Raw genomic sequence first — 19,220 nt, forward strand, 5'->3', positions numbered from 1 at the left:
CGTTTTGGATAAAACAATCGCAAGTAAAATCGTTCCACTCATTGTGATCTAGCACCATGACTATCCTCGTTACCGGCAGTTCAGGACATCTTGGAGAGGCTATCGTGCGCCTCTTGCGCGACCGTGGGAAAACAGTTGTCGGCATGGATATCAATGCTTCGCCCCACACGGATATTGTCGGCACCATTGCAGACCGCACACTGGTGAAGTCTGCGCTACAGGATATCGATGCGATCATTCACGCCGCGACGCTGCACAAGCCGCATGTCGCCACCCATGGCCGGCAGGAATTTATCGACACCAATGTGACAGGAACGCTGAACCTCCTCGAGGAAGCCGTTGAAGCCGGCATACGGTCAATGGTCTTCACCAGCACGACAAGTGTCTTCGGCAATGCGCTGGTGCCGCAGCCGGGCGAACCGGCGGCTTGGATCACTGAAGACGTCGTGCCGAGCCCGAAGAACATCTACGGCATCACCAAGCTGGCGGCCGAAAATATGTGCCAGCTCTTTGCCCGCAAATACGGCTTGCGGGTTGCGGTGCTGCGCACGTCGCGTTTCTTTCCCGAAGAGGATGACCGCCGGGAAATCCGTGAAGCTTTTGCCGACGAGAACGCCAAAGCCAACGAGTTTCTGTTTCGTCGCGTCGATATCGAGGACGCCGCCGAGGCGCACATAGCCGCCATGAACCGGCCGCCGTCTGCCGGTTTCGGTCTTTACATCATCAGCGCCACGACGCCGTTTTCCAGCGATGATCTTTCAGACCTGCGAAATAATGCACCGGAGGTTCTGCGGCGTAAATTACCGGATCTCGCCTCCGAATACGGCCGGCGCGGCTGGACGATGTTCCCGCAAATCGACCGTGTCTACGTGAATGACAAGGCCCGCATGGAACTCGGCTGGACGCCGAAATACGATCACCGGCACCTTCTCCAACGGTTAAGGCAAAACGAGCCGGTTCTCGGCCCCATGGCGCGAACTGTCGGCTTGAAAGGCTATCACGCGGAAACCTTTACCGAGGGCCCCTACCCGGTCGACTGACCGGCTTGCCTCATTAGCAGTCCCTGGCAGCCATCACGGCCGCCACGAGATCTTCGGGAACCTCCGCCGGCAGTGCATCCGGATCGGCCTTGCCGCTCTGTTTGGCAAGTTCGAGCGATATCCTGTAGGCGGCAAGATACTCCCGGCATTCGCGGCACAGCTTCAAATGCATCTCGAAGACGAATTTCTGCCGCGCGTTCAGTTCGTCCTCGAGATAGGCCAGGATAAAGTCCTCAAAATCCTCGCACGTGATCATCAGCGGAAGCTTGAACATCATGCCGTGAATACGGCGCATCAATCTTGGTTTGGTTTCGGTCATATTCCCTGCCCTCTGACCAAAGGCTCCAGCAACCGCTTCAGGGCGGCGCGTGCGCGATGCAGTCGCACCTTGACATTCGCCTCGCTGATATCGAGTAATTCCGCCACTTCCTGCGTTGTCAGTTCTTCGATGTCGCGAAGCACGAGAATGATACGGTAATTGTCCGGCAAAAGGTCAATTTTCTCGCTCACCCGCTCACGGATATCCGACTTGAGAATAAGCGATTCCGGCGTTTCCATAATCGCCCATGCATCCTCGATTCGGCACCCATTCCCGTCGAAAACCGGCAGCAGATCGTCAATCGGCACCGTTTCGGCCCGTTCGACCTTACGCATCAACATCAGGCATTCGTTGACCACAATGCGGTGCATCCAGGTCTTCAGCGCCGACTGGCGGTTAAAGCTGCCAATGTTTTTAAACACTTTTGAGAAGGCGTTCTGGACAGCATCTTCGGCATGGTGAACGTCACGGACGACCCTGGAGGCAACCGCCAGCATCCAGCCTATATGCTGACGGACAAACAGCTCCGTCAAGCCCGCATCACCGGCCATCAGACCCGCTATGGCGTCATCATCGTCCAGCTTGGCGGCCTGTGATCTGCTGTCTGCTTCCACCCGCACATCCTGTTCGGTGCATGACCACTCGAATTTAGAAATTCCGGCAATGCGCTGTAACCTTAGTCAGGCCCCCTGCATCTGACAAGAAGTCACAAGGGCTGCGCGCCACACGACCGGCAGGGAACAAACGGCAGCGTCAGAACAAAAACAGCGTGATGGGATATGATGGGCTTACTCTTTCTTGCCATGTTTACCGTGGCGTTTTCGATGCTTGCCAACCGCCTTTCGACAACGGTGCTGACCGCACCAATGCTGTTCATCGGCTTCGGTTTTCTGATGGCGGAAACCGGTTTCATGTCGCCGGGAGGTGCTGAGGAAACCTTGCATATCGTTGCCGAAGTGGCGCTTATCGTTCTGTTGTTTCTGGATGCAGCGCAGATTGATCTCGCAACCTTGCGCAAGCGCCATGTCTGGCCGGTTCGCATGCTGGTGTTCGGACTGCCGCTCTCCCTGCTTTTGGGAACCGCCTTTGCCTATCCGTTCCTTTCGGGCTGGCCGATATTCGCCGTTGCATTGGTTGCGGCCATTCTTGCTCCGACGGATGCGGCGCTCGGTCAGGCAGTCATTTCGAATCCGGATGTTCCGGAGCGTCCAAGACGGGCGCTGACGGTCGAAAGCGGCCTTAATGACGGGCTGGCGCTGCCGGCCGTGCTGCTATTTGCAAGCCTCGCCGCCGAGGCCATGGACCGGTCCAATACGGACTGGCTGATCTTCGGCGCAAAGCAGATTCTGCTAGGCCCGCTTGCAGGAGCCGTGGCCGGGCTTGTCGGTGGCACGGTTCTGCTCTGGGCAAAAAGGCACATGACGACATCCGACACGTTCGAAGGGGTTGGAGCAATCGCCCTGGCGGGCGGCTCCTATCTTGCCGCAACGCTGATCGACGGAAATGGCTTCATTGCAGCGTTCGTTGCCGGCCTGAGTTTCGGAAACGTGGTCAAGGGCCGCTGCAAGTTCATCTACGAATTTACTGAAAGTGAAGGACAATTGCTGACTTGGGGCGCGTTCTTCCTGCTTGGCCTTGCGCTTGTGCCGGAGGCCGTGCGGCATCTCGACATGTCCATGCTGGCGATCATCTTGTTAAGCCTCTTCATCACCCGCCCGCTCGCCATCTGGATATCGCTTGTCGGCACGGATGCATCACCGGTCACCCGGCTTTTCTTCGGTTGGTTCGGCCCTCGAGGCCTGGCAACCGCCCTGTTCGCACTTCTGGTCGTCTCCCGGATCGACCACGTGTTTGCGGAGCCCGTGCTGCTCCTTGCCGTTAACGCGGTTTGGATAAGTGCGCTGCTGCACGGCCTGAGCGCCGCACCCGGCGCCCGCTGGTACGCAAGAAAAGTCGCCGGGATGGGTGAATGCGCGGAAATGGAACCAGTTGAGGCCTCCGCCAAACCCTTGAAGACACAACACCAGGAAACCTGAACATTCCAACCAATCCGGGGAACCGACATGAAAAAACTGGCAATCATGGCATTGAAGGATCTTGAAGACCGCAAACCAAAACATGCGCTTGTCGCCGACGTCGATCTGGTCGTGGTCCGCTTCGACTACGAAATCTCGGTGTTTTACGGACGGTGCCTCCATCGTGGCGCGCTGATGGCTGACGGCTTCGTACGCGGCAGGAATCTCATTTGCGGTGTCCACTACTGGGACTACCGGCTGGATTCCGGCGTTTCGGCATATAACCACGAAGAGGCATTGCCGAAATTCGCCAGCTGGGTTGAAGACGGCCGGATTTTTATCGACGAAGACGAGATCAGCGCCTGGGCCAGGGAAAATCCACAGCCCTTCAACCGCAAGGCCTATCTCGGCACCTATGCGGACACTGGCCACGGCACCGAGGAAGAACCGCTCAACGGGTTGATCCAGGGCTATGCGCGTTCGGGGCTGAAGAGGACCGGCCACCACGGCCAGGTCGAAGCCATGGGTGTGCCGCGCGCCCAACTGCCGGGCTGGGACGACATCCAGCTGCTGACCGCACAGCTCGACCGCATGCCGCTGCTGGATGAAGACCCGGTTGGAACGGATGTGACAATCGGGCCGAACGCGCAAAAGCCTCTGAAACTCGACATCCCGCTTTTTGTTTCGGACATGAGTTTCGGCGCCCTGTCGGAGCCGGCAAAGGTTGCACTGGCGCGCGGCGCAGAGCTTGCCGGAACGGGCATCTGCTCGGGCGAAGGCGGCATGCTGCCGGAGGAGCAGGCCGAAAACTCCCGCTATTTCTACGAGCTCGCCTCCGGGCGGTTCGGCTTTGCGTGGGAAAAGCTGGATCTGGTCCAGGCTTTCCATTTCAAGGGTGGCCAAGGCGCCAAGACCGGCACCGGCGGGCATCTGCCCGGCCCCAAGGTCAAGGGAAAGATCGCCACGGTTCGCGGCCTCAAGGAAGGCGAAGCGGCCATATCCCCTCCCCGATTTCCCGATTGGACGGAAATCGGCCAAATCAGGAACTTTGCCGAGGAAGTACGCAGCCGCACCGGCGGCATACCGATCGGCTACAAGCTGTCAGCCCAACACATTGAAAAGGATATCGACGCGGCGCTCGCGGTCGGTGTCGACTACATCATACTCGACGGACGCGGCGGCGGCACAGGTGCGGCACCGATCATCTTCCGCGACAATATCTCCGTGCCCACCATTCCGGCGCTGGCGCGCGCACGGCGTCATCTCGATGCGAGCGGCCGTTCCGATATCACGCTCGTCATCACCGGCGGCCTCAGAAAGCCGGCCGACTTCATCAAGGCGCTGGCAATGGGCGCGGACGCCGTCGCATTGTCCAACGCCGCGATGCAAGCCATCGGCTGTATCGCCATGCGGGCCTGCCACACGAACAACTGTCCGGTGGGGATCGCCACGCAAAAGCCGCACCTTGTCAGTCGTATCGTGGTCGAGAAATCCGCCGAACGGCTGACGAATTTCTTCGCCGCCTCGGTGGAACTGATGCAGGTGATGGCGCGTGCCTGCGGCCACGATCACCTGTCAAAATTCAATATCGACGACCTGACCACCTGGAAGAAAGACATGGCATCGCTGTCGGGCGTTGCCTATGGCGGCGTCGCCTGATCCTGAAAACCAAGGGAGCGAGTGAATGAGCAAGGAAAACCTGGAATGGATTCGTGTGGGACATGTCAAAGACCTTCCCGAAGGCCGGGTTAAGACCGTGACCGCACGCAATATCTCGATATGCCTTTCGCATTTCGACGGTCACTGGGCGGCAATGGACAATCACTGTCCACACCAGGGCGGCCCGCTCGGCGAAGGTTCCATCGAACGCGGCGTGGAGGGCGAGTGCTGGATCCGCTGCCCGTGGCACGGCTGGGATTTCAATCCATTGACGGGCGCGCCTCCCGGCGGACACAAGGATACCGGTCAGACGCTCTATGAGGTGGAAGTTCGCGATGAGGAGGTCTTTGTCGGTCTGGAACCCGAACCACCACGCGAGCGCACGGTAACCGATGCGATGACCGAAACCATGGTCAATTGGGGCATAAGAAGCGTCTTTGGCATGGTCGGCCATTCTAATCTCGGCCTTGCCGATTCCATCCGGCTGGCGGCGCAGGACGGCAAACTCAGCTATTACGGCATTCGCCATGAGGGTGCCGCGGCATTTGCGGCTTCTGCCTATGGCAAGCTGACCGGCCAACCGGCGGCTTGCATCACCATTGCGGGCCCCGGCGCGACCAATCTGTTGACGGGCATGTGGGATGCAAAGGTCGATCGGGCACCAGTGCTGGCGCTGACCGGACAGGTGCAGACCCAGGTTTTCGGGCCCGGCGCCTTCCAGGACATTGACCTGAAATCCGCATTCGATGCTGTTTCCCGTTTCTCGCAGACTGTGCTCTCCACCTCCAAACACACCGAGCTGATGTCGCTGGCCTGCAAGAACGCCATTGTCGAACGTGATGTCGCCCATCTCATCTTTCCGGACGACATACAGACGCAACCGAGCAAGGCCAAGGCGCGCAGCCCAAAGGGACGGCTCGGCGACAACGCCATCAAACCTTCCGATGCGGACGCCGAGGCGGCAAGCGAGATGATCTCCTCAGCCAAGCGTCCCATCATCATTCTCGGCCATGGCGCGGTCGAAGCGCGCGATGCCGTCATCGCATTTGCAGAAAAAATCGGCGCGCCGGTGCTCACCACTTTCAAGGCCAAGGGCCTGATTGCCGACACACACCCCAATGCGGCCGGCGTACTCGGCCGATCGGGAACCCCGATCGCAAGCTGGTTCGTCGCAACGTCCGATCTGCTGATCACACTGGGAACGTCATTTTCGAACCACACGGGCATCGAACCGTCGAAACGTATTATCCAGGTCGATTTCGAGCGCATGCAGCTCGGCAAGTTCCATCGCGTCACTCTTCCGGTTTGGGGCGAGATCGGTGCATTCTGCAAGATCATGATGGAAACGGTGAAAAAATCGAAGGACGCAGACGACCAGGTTTCTGAGCTTGCCGAACGCTGGACCATTTGGCGCGAAGAGAAAAAATCGCGGCTTGCCGAAGAAAGGGGGCGCGGCATCCACTCTTTCGCTGTTTTCGACGCGCTGACGAAGCTCTGCCCGCCGGATGCGGTCATTGCCGTCGATGTCGGCAACAACACCTATTCCTTCGGCCGCTATTTCGAAACCTGCGGACAGCGTGTGCTGATGTCCGGCTACCTCGGTTCGATCGGCTTCGGCTTTCCTGCCGCGATGGGTGCCTGGGCCGCGACACAGGATCTCGACGCCTTCAAGGGCCGCAAGGTGATCTCGATTTCCGGCGATGGCGGCTTCGGACAATATGCCATGGAATTCACGACAGCCGTCAAATACGGCATGGATATCACCCATATCCTGCTCAATAACGGCCAGCTCGGCAAAATCTCCAAGGAACAACAGGCAGGACACTGGCCGGTCTGGGAAACCCAGCTAACCAATCCTTCATTCGCTGCATTCGCGCGCCTGTGCGGCGGGCACGGATCGAAAGTGACGGAAACGGACGCCCTTGAAACCGCCATAACAGAGGCGCTTGATTACAAAGGACCGGCACTCGTCGAAATCGTCACCGACGCCGAGCTGGTTTGAACGACAAAACACGCCGCAACAAGGAGAATGACTATGCTCTCAGCCAGCGAACTTCTTGGCAAAACAGCACCGGACGCTTTGGCGGATGCCAGGATAATGGCGCATAACGCCGCCCAGATCGCAGCCCTTGCGGCGCTTGCCAATCTCGAAGCCAAACCCGACTACAGCCACACGGCCCTTCACTGGAATGCAACCAATGGCGGCGTTCAGACCAATCCGATTGAATCGTCCAATGGACCTGTCCTTGTCAGGGTAACGCTAGCTCCGCTCGCCATGTGGATTGTCCGCGGCGGTGAGACGGTCGAGATGCTGGAACTCGATGGTGTTTCCGAAACCGACTGCATCGCATGGCTCGATGAGGGTCTGGCCGAGCACGGCCTTAAACCGGCATCCGGCGTGAAACATCCGTTCAAGCTGCCGAAAGACGTTATCGCAATCACCAAATTCAAAACGGATGGGCTCGATGCCGGCCTGCTGGCACTTGGCCGCTGGTACGATCTTGCCAGCCGGCAATTGCTGACCTTCGCCGCAAAAAACGAGACCGTTTCTCCCGGCCCGGGTCCGGTTTATTGCTGGCCGCACCATTTCGACATCGCAACCTATGTCGGCCTCGATGCCGGCGGCTCGGAAACCGCACCCGGCATTGGTGTCGGCATGTCGCCCGGCGACAACAACTATCAGGAACCTTATTTCTACATCAATCCCTGGCCGCATCCTGACGCTGCGAAACTGCCGTCTCTGCCGGCACCCGGCCACTGGCATACGGCGGGATTTGTCGGTGCGGTCGCAACCGCCTCTGAAATCCTGACATTGGAAGATCGAGAGGACGGCCTGGCTACGTTTATCGACGTTGCCTTTGCCGTCGGGCGTGACGCGTTGGGGGCTTAAACCAGATGGCAGCCGCACTCACCATCGCCATATTGCTGGCCCTGTCGGTCTCGCTGGTGCGCATTGGTGCCGTTGCTATGCGGTTGACGGGATTGCCTGAAAACATCGCCCGGTTTCAATGTGTCTCAGCCCTGACCGGGACAGGGTTCACCACGCATGAAGCCGAAATGATCGTCAATTATCCGATCCGGCGGCGCATTGTCATCGCGCTGATGGTCCTCGGGAACCTCGGTTTGATCTCAATCGCCTCGACCTTCATCGTCGCGTTTGTGCGAACCGGTCCGGACACACAGCACATTGCCGTACAGGCCGCTATCATGGCTGCCGCAATCGGCATAACCTTTCTGGTGCTCACCAACAGGACGCTGGATCGGGGCATGTGCGCATTGATCGGCCATATATTGCTGCGTACGACCTCGCTGGGCGGTACAGGCTATCACCGCATCCTGCAATTGGGCAGCGAACTCAGCATCGCCGAACACGAATATTTCGGTGCGGAATCGAGACCCGTAAGCGACGTGAACCTGCCCGGCCAGAACATTCTCGCTATCCGTCCGGCAGGAACCTGGAAGACCGATGCTGCGGACAAACAGACGGTAATCAGGCCCGGCGACATCCTCATCCTCTGCGGCAACGAGACCGCCCACGGGATTGCTGCTGCAGAACTCGGCGGCAATGGACCGGCACGACCGCCGAAATGAATGAGATTGCGGCTCGGTGCACGCAATTGCCTCAAAACTGAAACACATCGTCGGACTATTACAAACGGCGCGGTTCCAATGATCCTCCCGCCGCTGAAGATCATCAGGGGATTTCCCGGGCGCTCGCGACCGGGATTTCTTTATGATTCAAAGTGGGAGGAAAAAATGGATCTTATACTGGCACTGGCCGTTTCAATCGGCCTGTTGGGCGGCGTCGCGACCTATTTGTTTTTAACGGTCGGAGCCATCCAGATCTGGGTTGGTTTTATCGCCTGGGCGAGCTTTTATCATTGCGGCGGCGGCACCGACGGATTGAAGAAATCGCTGGCCGCCAATATCTGGGGCGCCTTTGTCGGCTTCGTCGCGTTGCTTGCGATCACCAAGATCAGCGTTGCCATGCCTGGCGTCCTGTGGGCTTCGATCGTTGTTGCGGTTACCGCGTTCGTGCTTGTCCTTGCGGCCAAATTCGAGCCGCTGGGCGCCATTCCGGCTTCCGTCTACGGTTATGCGGCCATCGCCGGCTATGGCCTCATGAGCGGCGCGTCGCTGACCGAGGGCAGCCTTGCCAATCCGCTTGCCTGCGTGATCATCTCGCTGATCCTTGGCGGCATTTTCGGCATCGTCTCGGAAAAGCTGGCCGGCGTCATGACGGCAAAGAGCCAGCCCGCGGAATAATCACGAATTACCGGGCCGCCGAACCGGCGGCCTGTCCTGTCCGGCAACCCGAATATTGGCTCATGGCCGATAAACGAATTCAAAACGCGCTTCTGTTTTCAGCCAAAGGCTGCTAAACGCTGCCCCGTCTGGATGAACAGACAGATCCCGGTCGCAGCCTACCCGGTTAAAACAAGGACACGTATTTTGAAAACGATAGTTATCTGCTCAGGCGGATTGGACTCCGTATCGCTCGCCCAAAAGGTTTCCTTCGAGAATACGCTCACCGGTCTTGTATCCTTCGACTACGGACAAAAGCACCGCAAAGAGCTGGACTTCGCCGCCCGCTGTGCCGAGCGCCTGAACGTCAGGCACCATGTCATCGATCTGACAAGCGTAGGGCGGCATCTGACGGGTTCTGCCCTGACGGATGACCTTGATGTTCCGGACGGGCACTACGCCGAAGAAACGATGAAAGTCACCGTGGTGCCAAACCGCAACGCCATCATGCTGACAGTGGCGTTCGGTATTGCCGCTGCGCAGCGGGCCGATGCCGTGGCGACCGCCGTGCACGGCGGCGATCATTTCATCTACCCCGATTGCCGCCCCGAATTCATCAATGCTTTCGATATGATGCAGAAACATGCCTTGGACGGCTACGCCCGTGCCCGGCTTTATGCCCCTTACGTTCATGTTCCGAAATCCGAAATCGTCAAGGACGGAGCCCGTTATCAGACTCCGTTTGAAGATACATGGTCATGCTACAAGGGCGGGGACCTTCATTGCGGGCGCTGCGCAACCTGTGTGGAGCGTCGCGAAGCCTTCCATCTTGCCGGAATTGACGATCCGACGGATTATGAAGATCCGGACTACTGGACCCTTGCAGTAGCAGCCGCGAAAACTACGGCGGGTGCATGATGTTCACGATATCCAAGGAGTTTCACTTCTCCGCATCCCATCAGCTCAAGAGCCTGCCGAAGGACCACCCGTGCAACAGGCTTCACGGCCACAACTATGCGGTCGTGGTCGAACTGTCCGGCGAGGAGCTCAATCAATACGGATTTGTTAGGGACTACCGCGAACTGGCGCCGTTGAAGAACTACATAGACGACGAACTGGATCACCGCCATCTGAACGATGTGCTGGGTGAAGAACGGGTGACGGCTGAACAGCTGGCCATGCATCTATACAACTGGTGTAAGGAGCTGTGGCCCGAGACCTCAGCCGTGCGCGTCAGCGAAACCGCCAAAACCTGGGCTGAGTACAGGCCGTGAGCGACCAACTCTCCCCCACGATCCGCGTCAGCGAGATTTTCGGTCCCACCATACAAGGTGAAGGTGCGCTTATCGGTTTGCCTACGGTTTTCGTGCGCACTGGCGGCTGTGATTACCGGTGCAGCTGGTGCGATACGCTGCATGCCGTCGACCCCGAGCACCGCGACAGCTGGATTCCCATGACGACCGAGGATATTTGGTCAAAAATCATGGAACTTTCAGGTGGCAAACCGCTGATGGTTACGCTGTCGGGAGGCAATCCCGCAATCCAGCCATTTGAGGGTCTGATCCGGCTTGGGCGCGGCAATGGCTATCGGTTTGCGGTGGAAACGCAAGGCAGTGTCTCAAAACGCTGGTTCGGCCATCTTGATATGTTGGTCCTGAGCCCGAAACCGCCGTCAAGCGGGATGGACACAGACTGGCCGTCTTTGGACGCATGCCTTGTAGCTGCCGGTGACGCTGAAACCGTGCTTAAATTTGTCGTGTTCGATGATGCCGACTATGCCTATGCACGAAAGGTCGCAGCGCGTTATCCGGACCTGTCCGTCTATCTGCAGCCAGGAAACCACACACCACCGCCTGCCGATGACGATCAGGAGAGCGTCGACCAGGAGGGCCTGTTGAACCGGCTCGACTGGCTTATTTCAAGAGTTTCGGGCGATCAGTGGTTCGACGCCCGCGTCCTACCCCAATTGCATGTTGTCCTTTGGGGCAACAAGAGAGGCGTTTGACGGCTTCGGCCGGAAATGGAGGCCCAAATGGCAGACAAGGAAATCTACGGTAATCTCACACAGCTTGGCGGAGCAACCACCCTGCCCGAAAGCCCGGACAAGGCCGAACTGGAACGCGTCCCGAACCCGCAGGCCGGAACCGCCTATTGCGTCAGGTTCACAGCTCCCGAATTCACTTCGCTTTGCCCTATCACCGGGCAGCCGGATTTTGCACATCTCGTACTGGACTATGTTCCGGATCAGTGGCTGGTGGAAAGCAAATCCCTGAAGCTCTATCTCGGATCGTTCCGCAACCACGGCGCCTTTCATGAAGACTGCACCGTTTCCATCGCCAAGCGGCTCATCGAGACGCTGGAACCGCAGTGGCTCCGCATCGGCGGATACTGGTACCCGCGCGGCGGCATACCGATCGACATCTTCTATCAGACGGGCCCCATTCCGCAGGATGTCTGGGTGCCTGATCAGGGCGTGCCGCCCTATCGCGGGCGCGGTTAGAAATTTACGGCCTGCCCTCGGTCCAGGTCACATCCTGACCGTAAAGCGGGACGGTCGAAAGCGACATCTTTGCCGAACCATCCTGCACCTGGCGCGAATGCGCCAGATAGATCAGCGTATCATTCTTCTTGTCGTAGACACGGTTGATAACCAGCTTTTTCCAGATGATCGAACGGCGCTGCTTGAATATCTCCTCACCGCCCTCATCCAATTCGATATCGCCGACAACGACCGGCCCGGTCTGGCGGCAGGCAATCGACGAATTGGACGGGTCTTCGAACCAGTTGCCTTTCTGCAGGCGGTCGACGAGACCGCGCTCGAAATAGGCGACATGGCAAGTAACGCCCGAGACCTCCGGGTCTTCCACTGCTTCGATGATGATATCATTGCCGAGCCAGTCGACGCCGACTTCGCCCACCTCATCGGCCCGGCTCGCGCCGGAACCAAATACAGCCATGGCCAGTCCCGCCATCGCGCCAATCGTCAGATACCGCATTTCATGCTCCCTAATTGCTCGTGCCGCTTTCATATAGGGATGCACCCTGCCCGGTTTCGAGTGCCTGGCGGAAAATGCTGTCACGCTTGGCTTGTCAGTCGGGTTTTGAACACATGCACGTTCAAAACGACCGATAAGGGCTGGACGGTACACAACCACCGATACATATTTTCTCATCTTGGCATTCAGCGCAGGGATAACGGGCACAGGAGGCTCCCATGAAGGCAGAACTGAAAAACGGCATAAAACTGGGCCTTGCAGCAGCATTCATGGCCGTCTCAATAAGCGTTTTCGGCCAGGATGCGGCGGACAGCGTGGCGCCCGAGATCGCGACTGGCATTTCGGAGCGGCAGGCAGTCACCGCAAGCGACTTCATGGTCGTAACAGCCAATCCGCATGCCACCAGGGCGGGTCACGACATTCTTGCAGCCGGCGGAAATGCCATTGATGCGATGGTTGCCGTGCAACTGGTTCTGGGGCTGGTGGAGCCACAATCCTCGGGCCTTGGAGGCGGTGCCTTTCTCGTCTACTACGACAACGCCGGTGGGCGTCTGACGACCTATGACGGGCGTGAAACGGCCCCAAAGGCAGCAACACCGACATTGTTTCTCAACGAAAACGGCGAGCCGCTGAAATTTTTCGATGCGGTGGTCGGCGGACGCTCGGTCGGCACGCCCGGGACACTGAAGCTTCTTTTTGAAACCCACAGGGCGCACGGCAAACTGGACTGGGCGATACTCGTTCAACCGGCGATCGATCTTGCCGAAAAGGGCTTTGAACTGTCAGACCGGCTGTTCATGCAGTTGAGCGCCGACGCGGAAAGGCTTGGACTTCACGAGGAAACCCGGGCGCATTTTCTCAAAGATGACGGTGCCCCGCATCCGCAGGGCCATCTGCTGGAAAACCCGGCCTATGCCAAAACCCTGAAACTGATCGCCGAAAACGGTGCGGACGCATTTTATGCCGGACCGATCGCCGAAAAAATTGTTGAGACGGTCAAGACGGGAAATCTTGGCAACCCGGGCGTTCTGTCCCTTGGGGATCTTGCAAATTACCAGATCAAAGAGCGCCCGCCCGTGTGCCTTGCCTATCGCGGCTACGATGTTTGCGGCATGGGGCCGCCCTCATCCGGCGCACTTACGGTTGGTCAAATCCTCGGCATTCTCGAACCGTTCGACATGTCAAAACAAAACCCGGGAAGCGCAGATACATGGCGGCTGATTGGCGATGCATCGCGGCTCGCCTTTGCCGATCGCGGCCGCTACATGGCAGACAGCGATTTTGTCCCGATGCCGACACGCGGGCTGCTCGACAGGGCCTATCTCGACGAGCGGGCGCATCTCATCGAACCCGGTGCCGTTCTGAGCCCCGACGAGGTCAAGCCGGGGTCACCGCCCTGGGACCATGCTATGCTTTTGGCCGATGACGAAAGCCTGGAACTTCCCTCCACCAGTCACTTTTCCATCGTCGATGCGGATGGCAATGTCGTCTCGATGACAACGACGATCGAAAACGGCTTCGGCTCGCGCCTGATGACCAACGGTTTTCTACTCAACAACGAACTCACCGATTTTTCCTTCCGGACACACCGGGACGGCGTTCCGATCGCCAACAGGGTTGAACCCGGAAAACGTCCACGTTCATCCATGTCACCGACGATCATCATGAAGGATGGCAAACCCTATATGGCTGTCGGCTCACCCGGTGGCAGCCGCATCATCGGCTATGTCGCACAGGCCATTATCGCCCATATTGACTGGGGGCTGGACGTGCAGTCGGCCATCAACATGCCGCATCTCGTCAACCGGTTCGGAACCTATGACCTTGAAAAAGGCACCGATGCCGAAATGCTGTCCGGAGCACTGGAGGGGCTTGGCTACAAGGTCAACATCCGCGATCTGAACTCAGGACTGCATGCCATCATCATTTCGGATGGCGGTCTTGTCGGCGGTGCCGACCCGAGGCGCGAGGGAACGGTCCTTGGCAGGTAATATGGCGATCTGCGAAAGATCCATTTGATGAAGGGCGTCATGCGTTTCGGATCGTTGGAAACCACCACGACGAAAGCAACGCTCCTTGTGGTTCTTGCCGGTCTCGGGTTCGGGACCATGCCCTTTTTTACACGCAGTCTTACGGAAGCCGGAATGGCTTCTTACGCCATCGAATTCTACCGGTATGGCGTGATCGTTTTGATCTTCTTCCCGTCGATGTTGAATGCCAACATCAGGAAGTCGACAATCGGATGGGGTATTTTGGCCGGTGTTCTGGTGGGTTTCGGATGGATAGGTTACTCCGAGGCACTCAAGGTCGCGCCCGTGGCAAGTGTCAGCGTCATCTACACGACCTATCCCGTATTCACGCTGTTGATCGGTTGGGTCTGGTTCCGGGACAAACCATCCAGGCGCGCCGTCATTGCCTCAATCTTTATAATCTCAGCAGGCATGATCGGATTGTCACCCTCCGAGTTTTCGGCTGATCATCTGCCGGCTCTCTTTATGGCGCTCACGGCGCCTCTGACCTTCGGCCTTTTCATCAATATTCTGGCACACAAACTATGGGAGCTGCCGCCATTCGCACGAATTGCCTGTTTTTCGCTGGGTGCGGTTGTCGGACTGCTGCCTCTGGTCGCCCTGTCTGACCTTGAGCACGTCGTTCCCCATAATGTCGAGGGCTGGTGGCTTGTTATCGGCATCGCCTCGCTGACAGCACTGATACCGCAGGTTCTCTACAACACCTTTGCACCCGTTATCGGCGCGGCGCGGACATCCATGGCAGGCAGTATCGAACTTCCGACCAATTTTCTCATTGGCTGGCTGGCCTTCTCCGAAGCCATCGGCCCGGGGCAATGGATCGCCCTGCTCCTCGTCATCGGCGCCATTCTCATGACGCCGGCGCAATCGCCGCGCAAGCCGGCCGCGGAATCCCTGCCCTGACTGTGCTGACGACCGGGCGCCTGCCTTGGACACACAAATTTTGCGCACTATAATCAGCGCATGAACATTTCGGCAGGAAACTGGAACCGCATGATAATTGCCGGCATTGCCGTGCTCGCCGCCGCGCTGGTCACCGGCACGGCCTTTGCCGGCTGGCTCAATCATGGCGCCGAAATCTTTCTGACCTATGCGTCGGCCGGCCTTGCATGGTGCTTCTAGCGTCCCTCAGGTGATCACATTTTGTCATGTGTCAAATTGGCCCGGTGACTTCCCCTAATACCGGTACTAGAAAACATCGGTCGATATGCGTTAACCGCGCAACGGTACACGGAGACATATATGGCCGCCATCAGAACAGTCCTGATCGTTCTCATCGTAATACTGGGCCTTGCTTTTGCCTGGCTTGCTTTTGAGTGGTCCCGGTCCGACACACAAGTCGCCGGCGCGCCCTACGGTGTTGCGTTCGAGCTGGTCGACCAGACCGGCGCGCCCATCACCGAAGCCGCGTTCCGCGAAAAGCCGACAGCGCTCTTCTTCGGATTCACCCATTGTCCGGACGTCTGCCCGACGACATTGTTCGAGCTGGATGGCTGGCTGCGCAAGGTTGACCCCAACGGCGACAAGATGAACGCCTATTTCGTTACCGTCGATCCGGAGCGTGACAGCTACGACATACTGGGACAATACGTCTCCAACGTCTCGGACCGCATTACCGGGATTTCCGGCGATCCGGCGAAAATCAGGGCGATGGCCAAGGGCTTCAACGTATATTTCAAGAAAGTGCCGACCGATACAAACGATCCGGATGGCGACTATGTTATGGATCACACCGCGTCGGTATTCCTGCTGCACAATGGCGGCCAGTTCAAAGGAACGATTTCTTTCGGCGAAGACAGCGATGTGGCCGTCAAGAAACTGGAAAATCTGATCAGCGGCTAACAGAAGGGAGCAGCCAAGCTCCCGGGCCGGTTCCATAACCGGCAAACGTCGTCTAAAGCTGTAACCCACAAACAAGCGGATACAGCAATACATGCACGACATCGCCTTGAAGATAGCCATCGTCTGCGCAGCCGGTATCGGCGCCCAGTGGCTGGCATGGCGACTGCGGCTGCCGGCTATCGTTTTGCTTCTTGCCGCCGGCTTCCTTGCGGGCCCTGCAACCGGGTTTCTCGACCCGGCCAAGGACTTTGGCGAAATATACCGTCCGCTTATCTCACTCGCAGTCGCCATTATCCTTTTCGAGGGCGGGCTGACGCTCAATTTCAAGGAAATCCGCGAAACCTCGACGACCGTCAGGCGCATCATCCTGTTCGGCGGGCCGCTGGTGTGGCTGATGACAGCGATGGCGGCACATTCCATTGCCGGGCTTTCCTGGACAACGGCCATTGTCCTGGGTGCCATTCTCGTTGTCACTGGACCAACCGTCATCATGCCGCTCCTCAGGCAGGCGCAGTTGTCATCGAGGCCGGCGTCGATACTGCGTTGGGAAGCCATCGTCAACGACCCGATAGGGGCGCTGCTGGCTGTGCTTTCCTTTGAAACGGTGCTCATTCTGCATGGCGGCCATCATGCAAGCGAGCTGGCGATCAGAGTGCCGTTGGCACTACTGATCGCCCTTGGCGGCGGCTGGGCAGCAGCCAAATTTCTGCAATGGCTGTTTATCCGGGGTCATGTCGCAGAATATCTGAAAGTCCCGGTGCTGCTGTCTGTCCTGTTGGTGGCCTATGCGGTTACCAATCTGGCCCTCGAGGAAGCCGGCCTTCTGACAGTCACCGTGATGGGCATAGCCCTTGCAAATACCCGTCTTGCAAGCCTGTCCGAAATTCGCCGGTTCAAGGAAACCATAACCATCCTTCTCGTATCGGGTGTCTTCATTCTCCTGACCGCGTCGCTGACGATTGCCGATATCCAGGCGTTGGACTGGCGCACCGTCGCCTTTGTGGCCAGCCTGCTCTTTGTCATCCGCCCACTGGCGATCTTTGTAGCAACAGCCGGCTCGGGCGCCACCTGGCAGGAAAGACTGTTGACCGGCTGGATTGCGCCCCGTGGCATCGTTGCGGTTGCTGTTTCGGGCCTTTTTGGCGCGACTCTTGTCGATATCGGCGTCGCCGACGGCAATAAAATGGTTGCTGTGACCTTTTCCGTCGTGGTCGCGACAATCATTCTGCATGGCTTTTCCCTCGGTCCCCTGGCTGCAGCGCTCGATCTGAAATCGGCTCAGAAACCCGGTGTCCTGATCGTTGGCGGATCGCGCTGGGCAACGGCGCTCGCCCGCAAGCTTTCGGAACTGGAAATCCCGGTCATGATCGCCGACCGGAACTGGAACCACATATCCGACGCAAGACTTGCCAATGTCCCGGTCTATTTCGGCGAGGTCCTGTCAGAGGAAGCGCACCACGCGATTGATTTCAACCGCTTCTCCTACCTCATCGCGGCGGGCGACAACGATGCCCACAACGCGCTGGTATGCACGGATTTCGGGCTGGAGTTCGGACGCTCTCACGTCTTTCAGCTCGCACCGGCAAAATCTGAATCCGAACGCCACGCGTTGAATTTCACCCTCGGAGGGCGGCCCCTTGCCAATGAAGATATCTCGTACTGGCAGCTTCAGGCCAACGAGATTGCCGGCTGGACGTTCCAGGTCACGACATTGACGGAAGATTTCGGCTTTGACGCCTATCTGCAAAGCCGCAGCGACGGGGCGATTGTGCTTTTTTGGATAAGGCCCTCCGGAAAGATCGTCTTCGCATCCACCGCCGCCGGAGAGCCCTCTGCAGAGGACCGGGTATTGTGTTATGCACCGGCAGGAAATGAGGTACGCGCGGCCAAACGCGCGAACGCGCCCGACGAAAGCAATTAAGTGAAACAGATACGCCTCTATATCACCGCCAGCCAGTCTGACTGCGCAACCGCACTCGATTTGCTCAGCGCAGGTTTCGAGGATGACGGATATCCGATCGCAACGATGGAAATCGACGAAGACAACGACGTTTGGGAGGCATCGCTTTATGCGATGGAAGACGAGCTAGGCCGTTTGAAAGCGGCAATGGCCTCATGCCTGCAGCCCGCGCTTCCGGCCGTTGCAATCGATGTGGAAGTACTGCCGGAAATCGACTGGGTCGCGCACTCGCTTGAAGGTTTGCAGCCGGTGCGGGCCGGACGTTTTCTGGTTCACGGATCGCATGATCGCGATGAGGTTCGCAGCGGAGACCTTGCCATCGAGATTGACGCAGGCCGTGCCTTCGGCACCGGCCATCACGGCACGACCGAAGGCTGTCTCGAAATGATCGACCGGATTACCCGGCAACGGGCATTTCACAGCGTACTGGATCTGGGCACCGGCAGCGGTGTGCTTGCGATCGCCGCAGCAAAGCTCACTCAGGCTTTTATCCTGGCAACGGATATCGATCCGGTGGCCGTTGAAGTGGCGCGGGAAAATGTCCGCATCAACCGGTGCGCATCGCAAATCACGCTGAGGACAGCCGCCGGATTTCATTCGGACATATTTGCCCGCTCGGGCCCCTTTGATCTCATCATCGCCAACATTCTTGCCAGGCCGCTGATGAAACTCGCCCCTTCCGTCAGCCGCAACCTTGCCGCCGGCGGACAGGTCATCCTGTCGGGCATCCTCGCGGAACAAAGGATGAAGGTGCTCGCGGCCTACAACACGCAAGGCCTTTATCATCGCCGCACCCTTTGGCGCGACGGCTGGGTAACGCTTCACCTTGCCCGCTGATCACCACCGGAAAACAAAAACGGCGCCCCGAAGGACGCCGCCAAATTCGGGCGCGAACCCGAGAACCGATTGTATTGTTTATGCTCAGAACGGGTACGGGGACCGTGCGTTCCGGCTGAGTTCTTCACGGCTGTGGCCGAGAGACTTCAACGTTTCGTCGTCAAGCGACAGCAAGACACTGCCGACATAGCGACGTGCCTGCTTTTCGCGGGCTGCTGCAATCCGGTCGAAAGCGTTGCGGAAAAACGAATTGGACATTGAAATCTTCCTTTTGAAA

At 58.3% G+C, this 19,220-nt stretch carries 21 protein-coding genes; 17 read left to right on the plus strand and 4 right to left on the minus strand.

Annotated elements, in window-relative coordinates; translation table 11 throughout:
* The first annotated feature begins 56 nt into the window (after nt 1-56).
* Nucleotides 57-1,040, plus strand: a complete 984-nt coding sequence (locus ABVT35_RS16365; protein WP_368467653.1) for an NAD-dependent epimerase/dehydratase family protein — start codon at nt 57-59, stop codon at nt 1,038-1,040.
* Between the two features lie 13 nt (nt 1,041-1,053).
* Here ABVT35_RS16365 and ABVT35_RS16370 read toward each other — a convergent pair whose 3' ends face one another.
* Nucleotides 1,054-1,359 carry an anti-sigma factor gene (locus ABVT35_RS16370; protein ID WP_368467654.1) on the minus strand — a complete coding sequence of 102 codons (306 nt, stop codon included), beginning with the start codon at nt 1,357-1,359 and terminating at the stop codon, nt 1,054-1,056.
* Nucleotides 1,356-1,973, minus strand: coding sequence for an RNA polymerase sigma factor (locus ABVT35_RS16375; RefSeq protein ID WP_368467655.1), 618 nt, complete (start codon nt 1,971-1,973; stop codon nt 1,356-1,358). Before ABVT35_RS16375 ends, ABVT35_RS16370 begins: the two co-directional genes overlap by 4 nt.
* Nucleotides 1,974-2,138: 165 nt before the next feature.
* Here ABVT35_RS16375 and ABVT35_RS16380 point away from each other — a divergent pair, with 165 nt between their 5' ends.
* From ABVT35_RS16380 to queF, 10 genes are all read left to right on the plus strand, one after another.
* Entirely contained in the window at nt 2,139-3,395 is a 1,257-nt protein-coding gene (locus ABVT35_RS16380) for a cation:proton antiporter (RefSeq protein ID WP_368467656.1), read from the plus strand.
* A 27-nt stretch (nt 3,396-3,422) separates the two neighbouring features.
* Entirely contained in the window at nt 3,423-5,033 is a 1,611-nt protein-coding gene (locus ABVT35_RS16385) for a glutamate synthase-related protein (protein ID WP_368467657.1), read from the plus strand.
* A 25-nt stretch (nt 5,034-5,058) separates the two neighbouring features.
* Complete coding sequence (locus ABVT35_RS16390) at nt 5,059-7,035, plus strand: thiamine pyrophosphate-dependent enzyme (RefSeq protein ID WP_368467658.1); 1,977 nt, start codon at nt 5,059-5,061, stop codon at nt 7,033-7,035.
* 33 nt (nt 7,036-7,068) lie between these two features.
* Nucleotides 7,069-7,923: a hypothetical protein gene (locus tag ABVT35_RS16395; protein ID WP_368467659.1), complete on the plus strand. Its 855-nt coding sequence runs from the start codon at nt 7,069-7,071 to the stop codon at nt 7,921-7,923.
* Between the two features lie 5 nt (nt 7,924-7,928).
* Entirely contained in the window at nt 7,929-8,624 is a 696-nt protein-coding gene (locus ABVT35_RS16400; protein WP_368467660.1) for a hypothetical protein, read from the plus strand.
* Nucleotides 8,625-8,789: 165 nt separating this feature from the next.
* The gene (locus ABVT35_RS16405) at nt 8,790-9,299 is read left to right on the plus strand and encodes a DUF1097 domain-containing protein (protein ID WP_368467661.1); all 510 of its coding nucleotides are present in this window, start codon (nt 8,790-8,792) and stop codon (nt 9,297-9,299) included.
* A gap of 186 nt (nt 9,300-9,485) precedes the next feature.
* Nucleotides 9,486-10,196 (plus strand): 7-cyano-7-deazaguanine synthase QueC, encoded by a 711-nt coding sequence (gene queC / locus ABVT35_RS16410; protein WP_368467662.1) that lies wholly within the window; start codon nt 9,486-9,488, stop codon nt 10,194-10,196.
* Entirely contained in the window at nt 10,196-10,552 is a 357-nt protein-coding gene (queD, locus tag ABVT35_RS16415; RefSeq protein WP_368467907.1) for a 6-carboxytetrahydropterin synthase QueD, read from the plus strand. The genes queC and queD overlap by 1 nt, the downstream gene beginning before the upstream one ends.
* Nucleotides 10,549-11,283 carry a 7-carboxy-7-deazaguanine synthase QueE gene (gene queE / locus ABVT35_RS16420; RefSeq protein WP_368467663.1) on the plus strand — a complete coding sequence of 245 codons (735 nt, stop codon included), beginning with the start codon at nt 10,549-10,551 and terminating at the stop codon, nt 11,281-11,283. Before queD ends, queE begins: the two co-directional genes overlap by 4 nt.
* A gap of 27 nt (nt 11,284-11,310) precedes the next feature.
* Nucleotides 11,311-11,778 carry a preQ(1) synthase gene (gene queF / locus ABVT35_RS16425; protein WP_368467664.1) on the plus strand — a complete coding sequence of 156 codons (468 nt, stop codon included), beginning with the start codon at nt 11,311-11,313 and terminating at the stop codon, nt 11,776-11,778.
* Nucleotides 11,779-11,782: 4 nt separating this feature from the next.
* Here queF and ABVT35_RS16430 read toward each other — a convergent pair whose 3' ends face one another.
* Nucleotides 11,783-12,274, minus strand: a complete 492-nt coding sequence (locus tag ABVT35_RS16430) for a CreA family protein (protein WP_368467665.1) — start codon at nt 12,272-12,274, stop codon at nt 11,783-11,785.
* Nucleotides 12,275-12,492: 218 nt separating this feature from the next.
* Here ABVT35_RS16430 and ggt point away from each other — a divergent pair, with 218 nt between their 5' ends.
* From ggt to ABVT35_RS16460, 6 genes are all read left to right on the plus strand, one after another.
* Nucleotides 12,493-14,265, plus strand: a complete 1,773-nt coding sequence (gene ggt / locus ABVT35_RS16435; protein ID WP_368467666.1) for a gamma-glutamyltransferase — start codon at nt 12,493-12,495, stop codon at nt 14,263-14,265.
* Nucleotides 14,266-14,304: 39 nt separating this feature from the next.
* A complete protein-coding gene (locus ABVT35_RS16440; protein ID WP_368467667.1) occupies nt 14,305-15,207 on the plus strand; it encodes a DMT family transporter in 903 nt (300 codons plus the stop codon).
* Nucleotides 15,208-15,267: 60 nt separating this feature from the next.
* On the plus strand, nt 15,268-15,426 hold the full coding sequence (locus ABVT35_RS16445) for a hypothetical protein (RefSeq protein ID WP_368467918.1): 159 nt from the start codon (nt 15,268-15,270) through the stop codon (nt 15,424-15,426).
* 120 nt (nt 15,427-15,546) lie between these two features.
* Nucleotides 15,547-16,146 (plus strand): SCO family protein, encoded by a 600-nt coding sequence (locus tag ABVT35_RS16450; protein WP_368467668.1) that lies wholly within the window; start codon nt 15,547-15,549, stop codon nt 16,144-16,146.
* A gap of 91 nt (nt 16,147-16,237) precedes the next feature.
* Nucleotides 16,238-18,067: a cation:proton antiporter gene (locus tag ABVT35_RS16455; RefSeq protein WP_368467669.1), complete on the plus strand. Its 1,830-nt coding sequence runs from the start codon at nt 16,238-16,240 to the stop codon at nt 18,065-18,067.
* Nucleotides 18,068-18,943 carry a 50S ribosomal protein L11 methyltransferase gene (locus ABVT35_RS16460; protein ID WP_368467670.1) on the plus strand — a complete coding sequence of 292 codons (876 nt, stop codon included), beginning with the start codon at nt 18,068-18,070 and terminating at the stop codon, nt 18,941-18,943. It begins immediately after the preceding gene.
* An 84-nt stretch (nt 18,944-19,027) separates the two neighbouring features.
* Here ABVT35_RS16460 and ABVT35_RS16465 read toward each other — a convergent pair whose 3' ends face one another.
* On the minus strand, nt 19,028-19,201 hold the full coding sequence (locus ABVT35_RS16465) for a hypothetical protein (RefSeq protein WP_368467671.1): 174 nt from the start codon (nt 19,199-19,201) through the stop codon (nt 19,028-19,030).
* Nucleotides 19,202-19,220: the final 19 nt, after the last annotated feature.

This window comes from Hoeflea sp. TYP-13 (assembly GCF_040932035.1).
Taxonomy (GTDB): Bacteria; Pseudomonadota; Alphaproteobacteria; order Rhizobiales; family Rhizobiaceae; genus Hoeflea_A.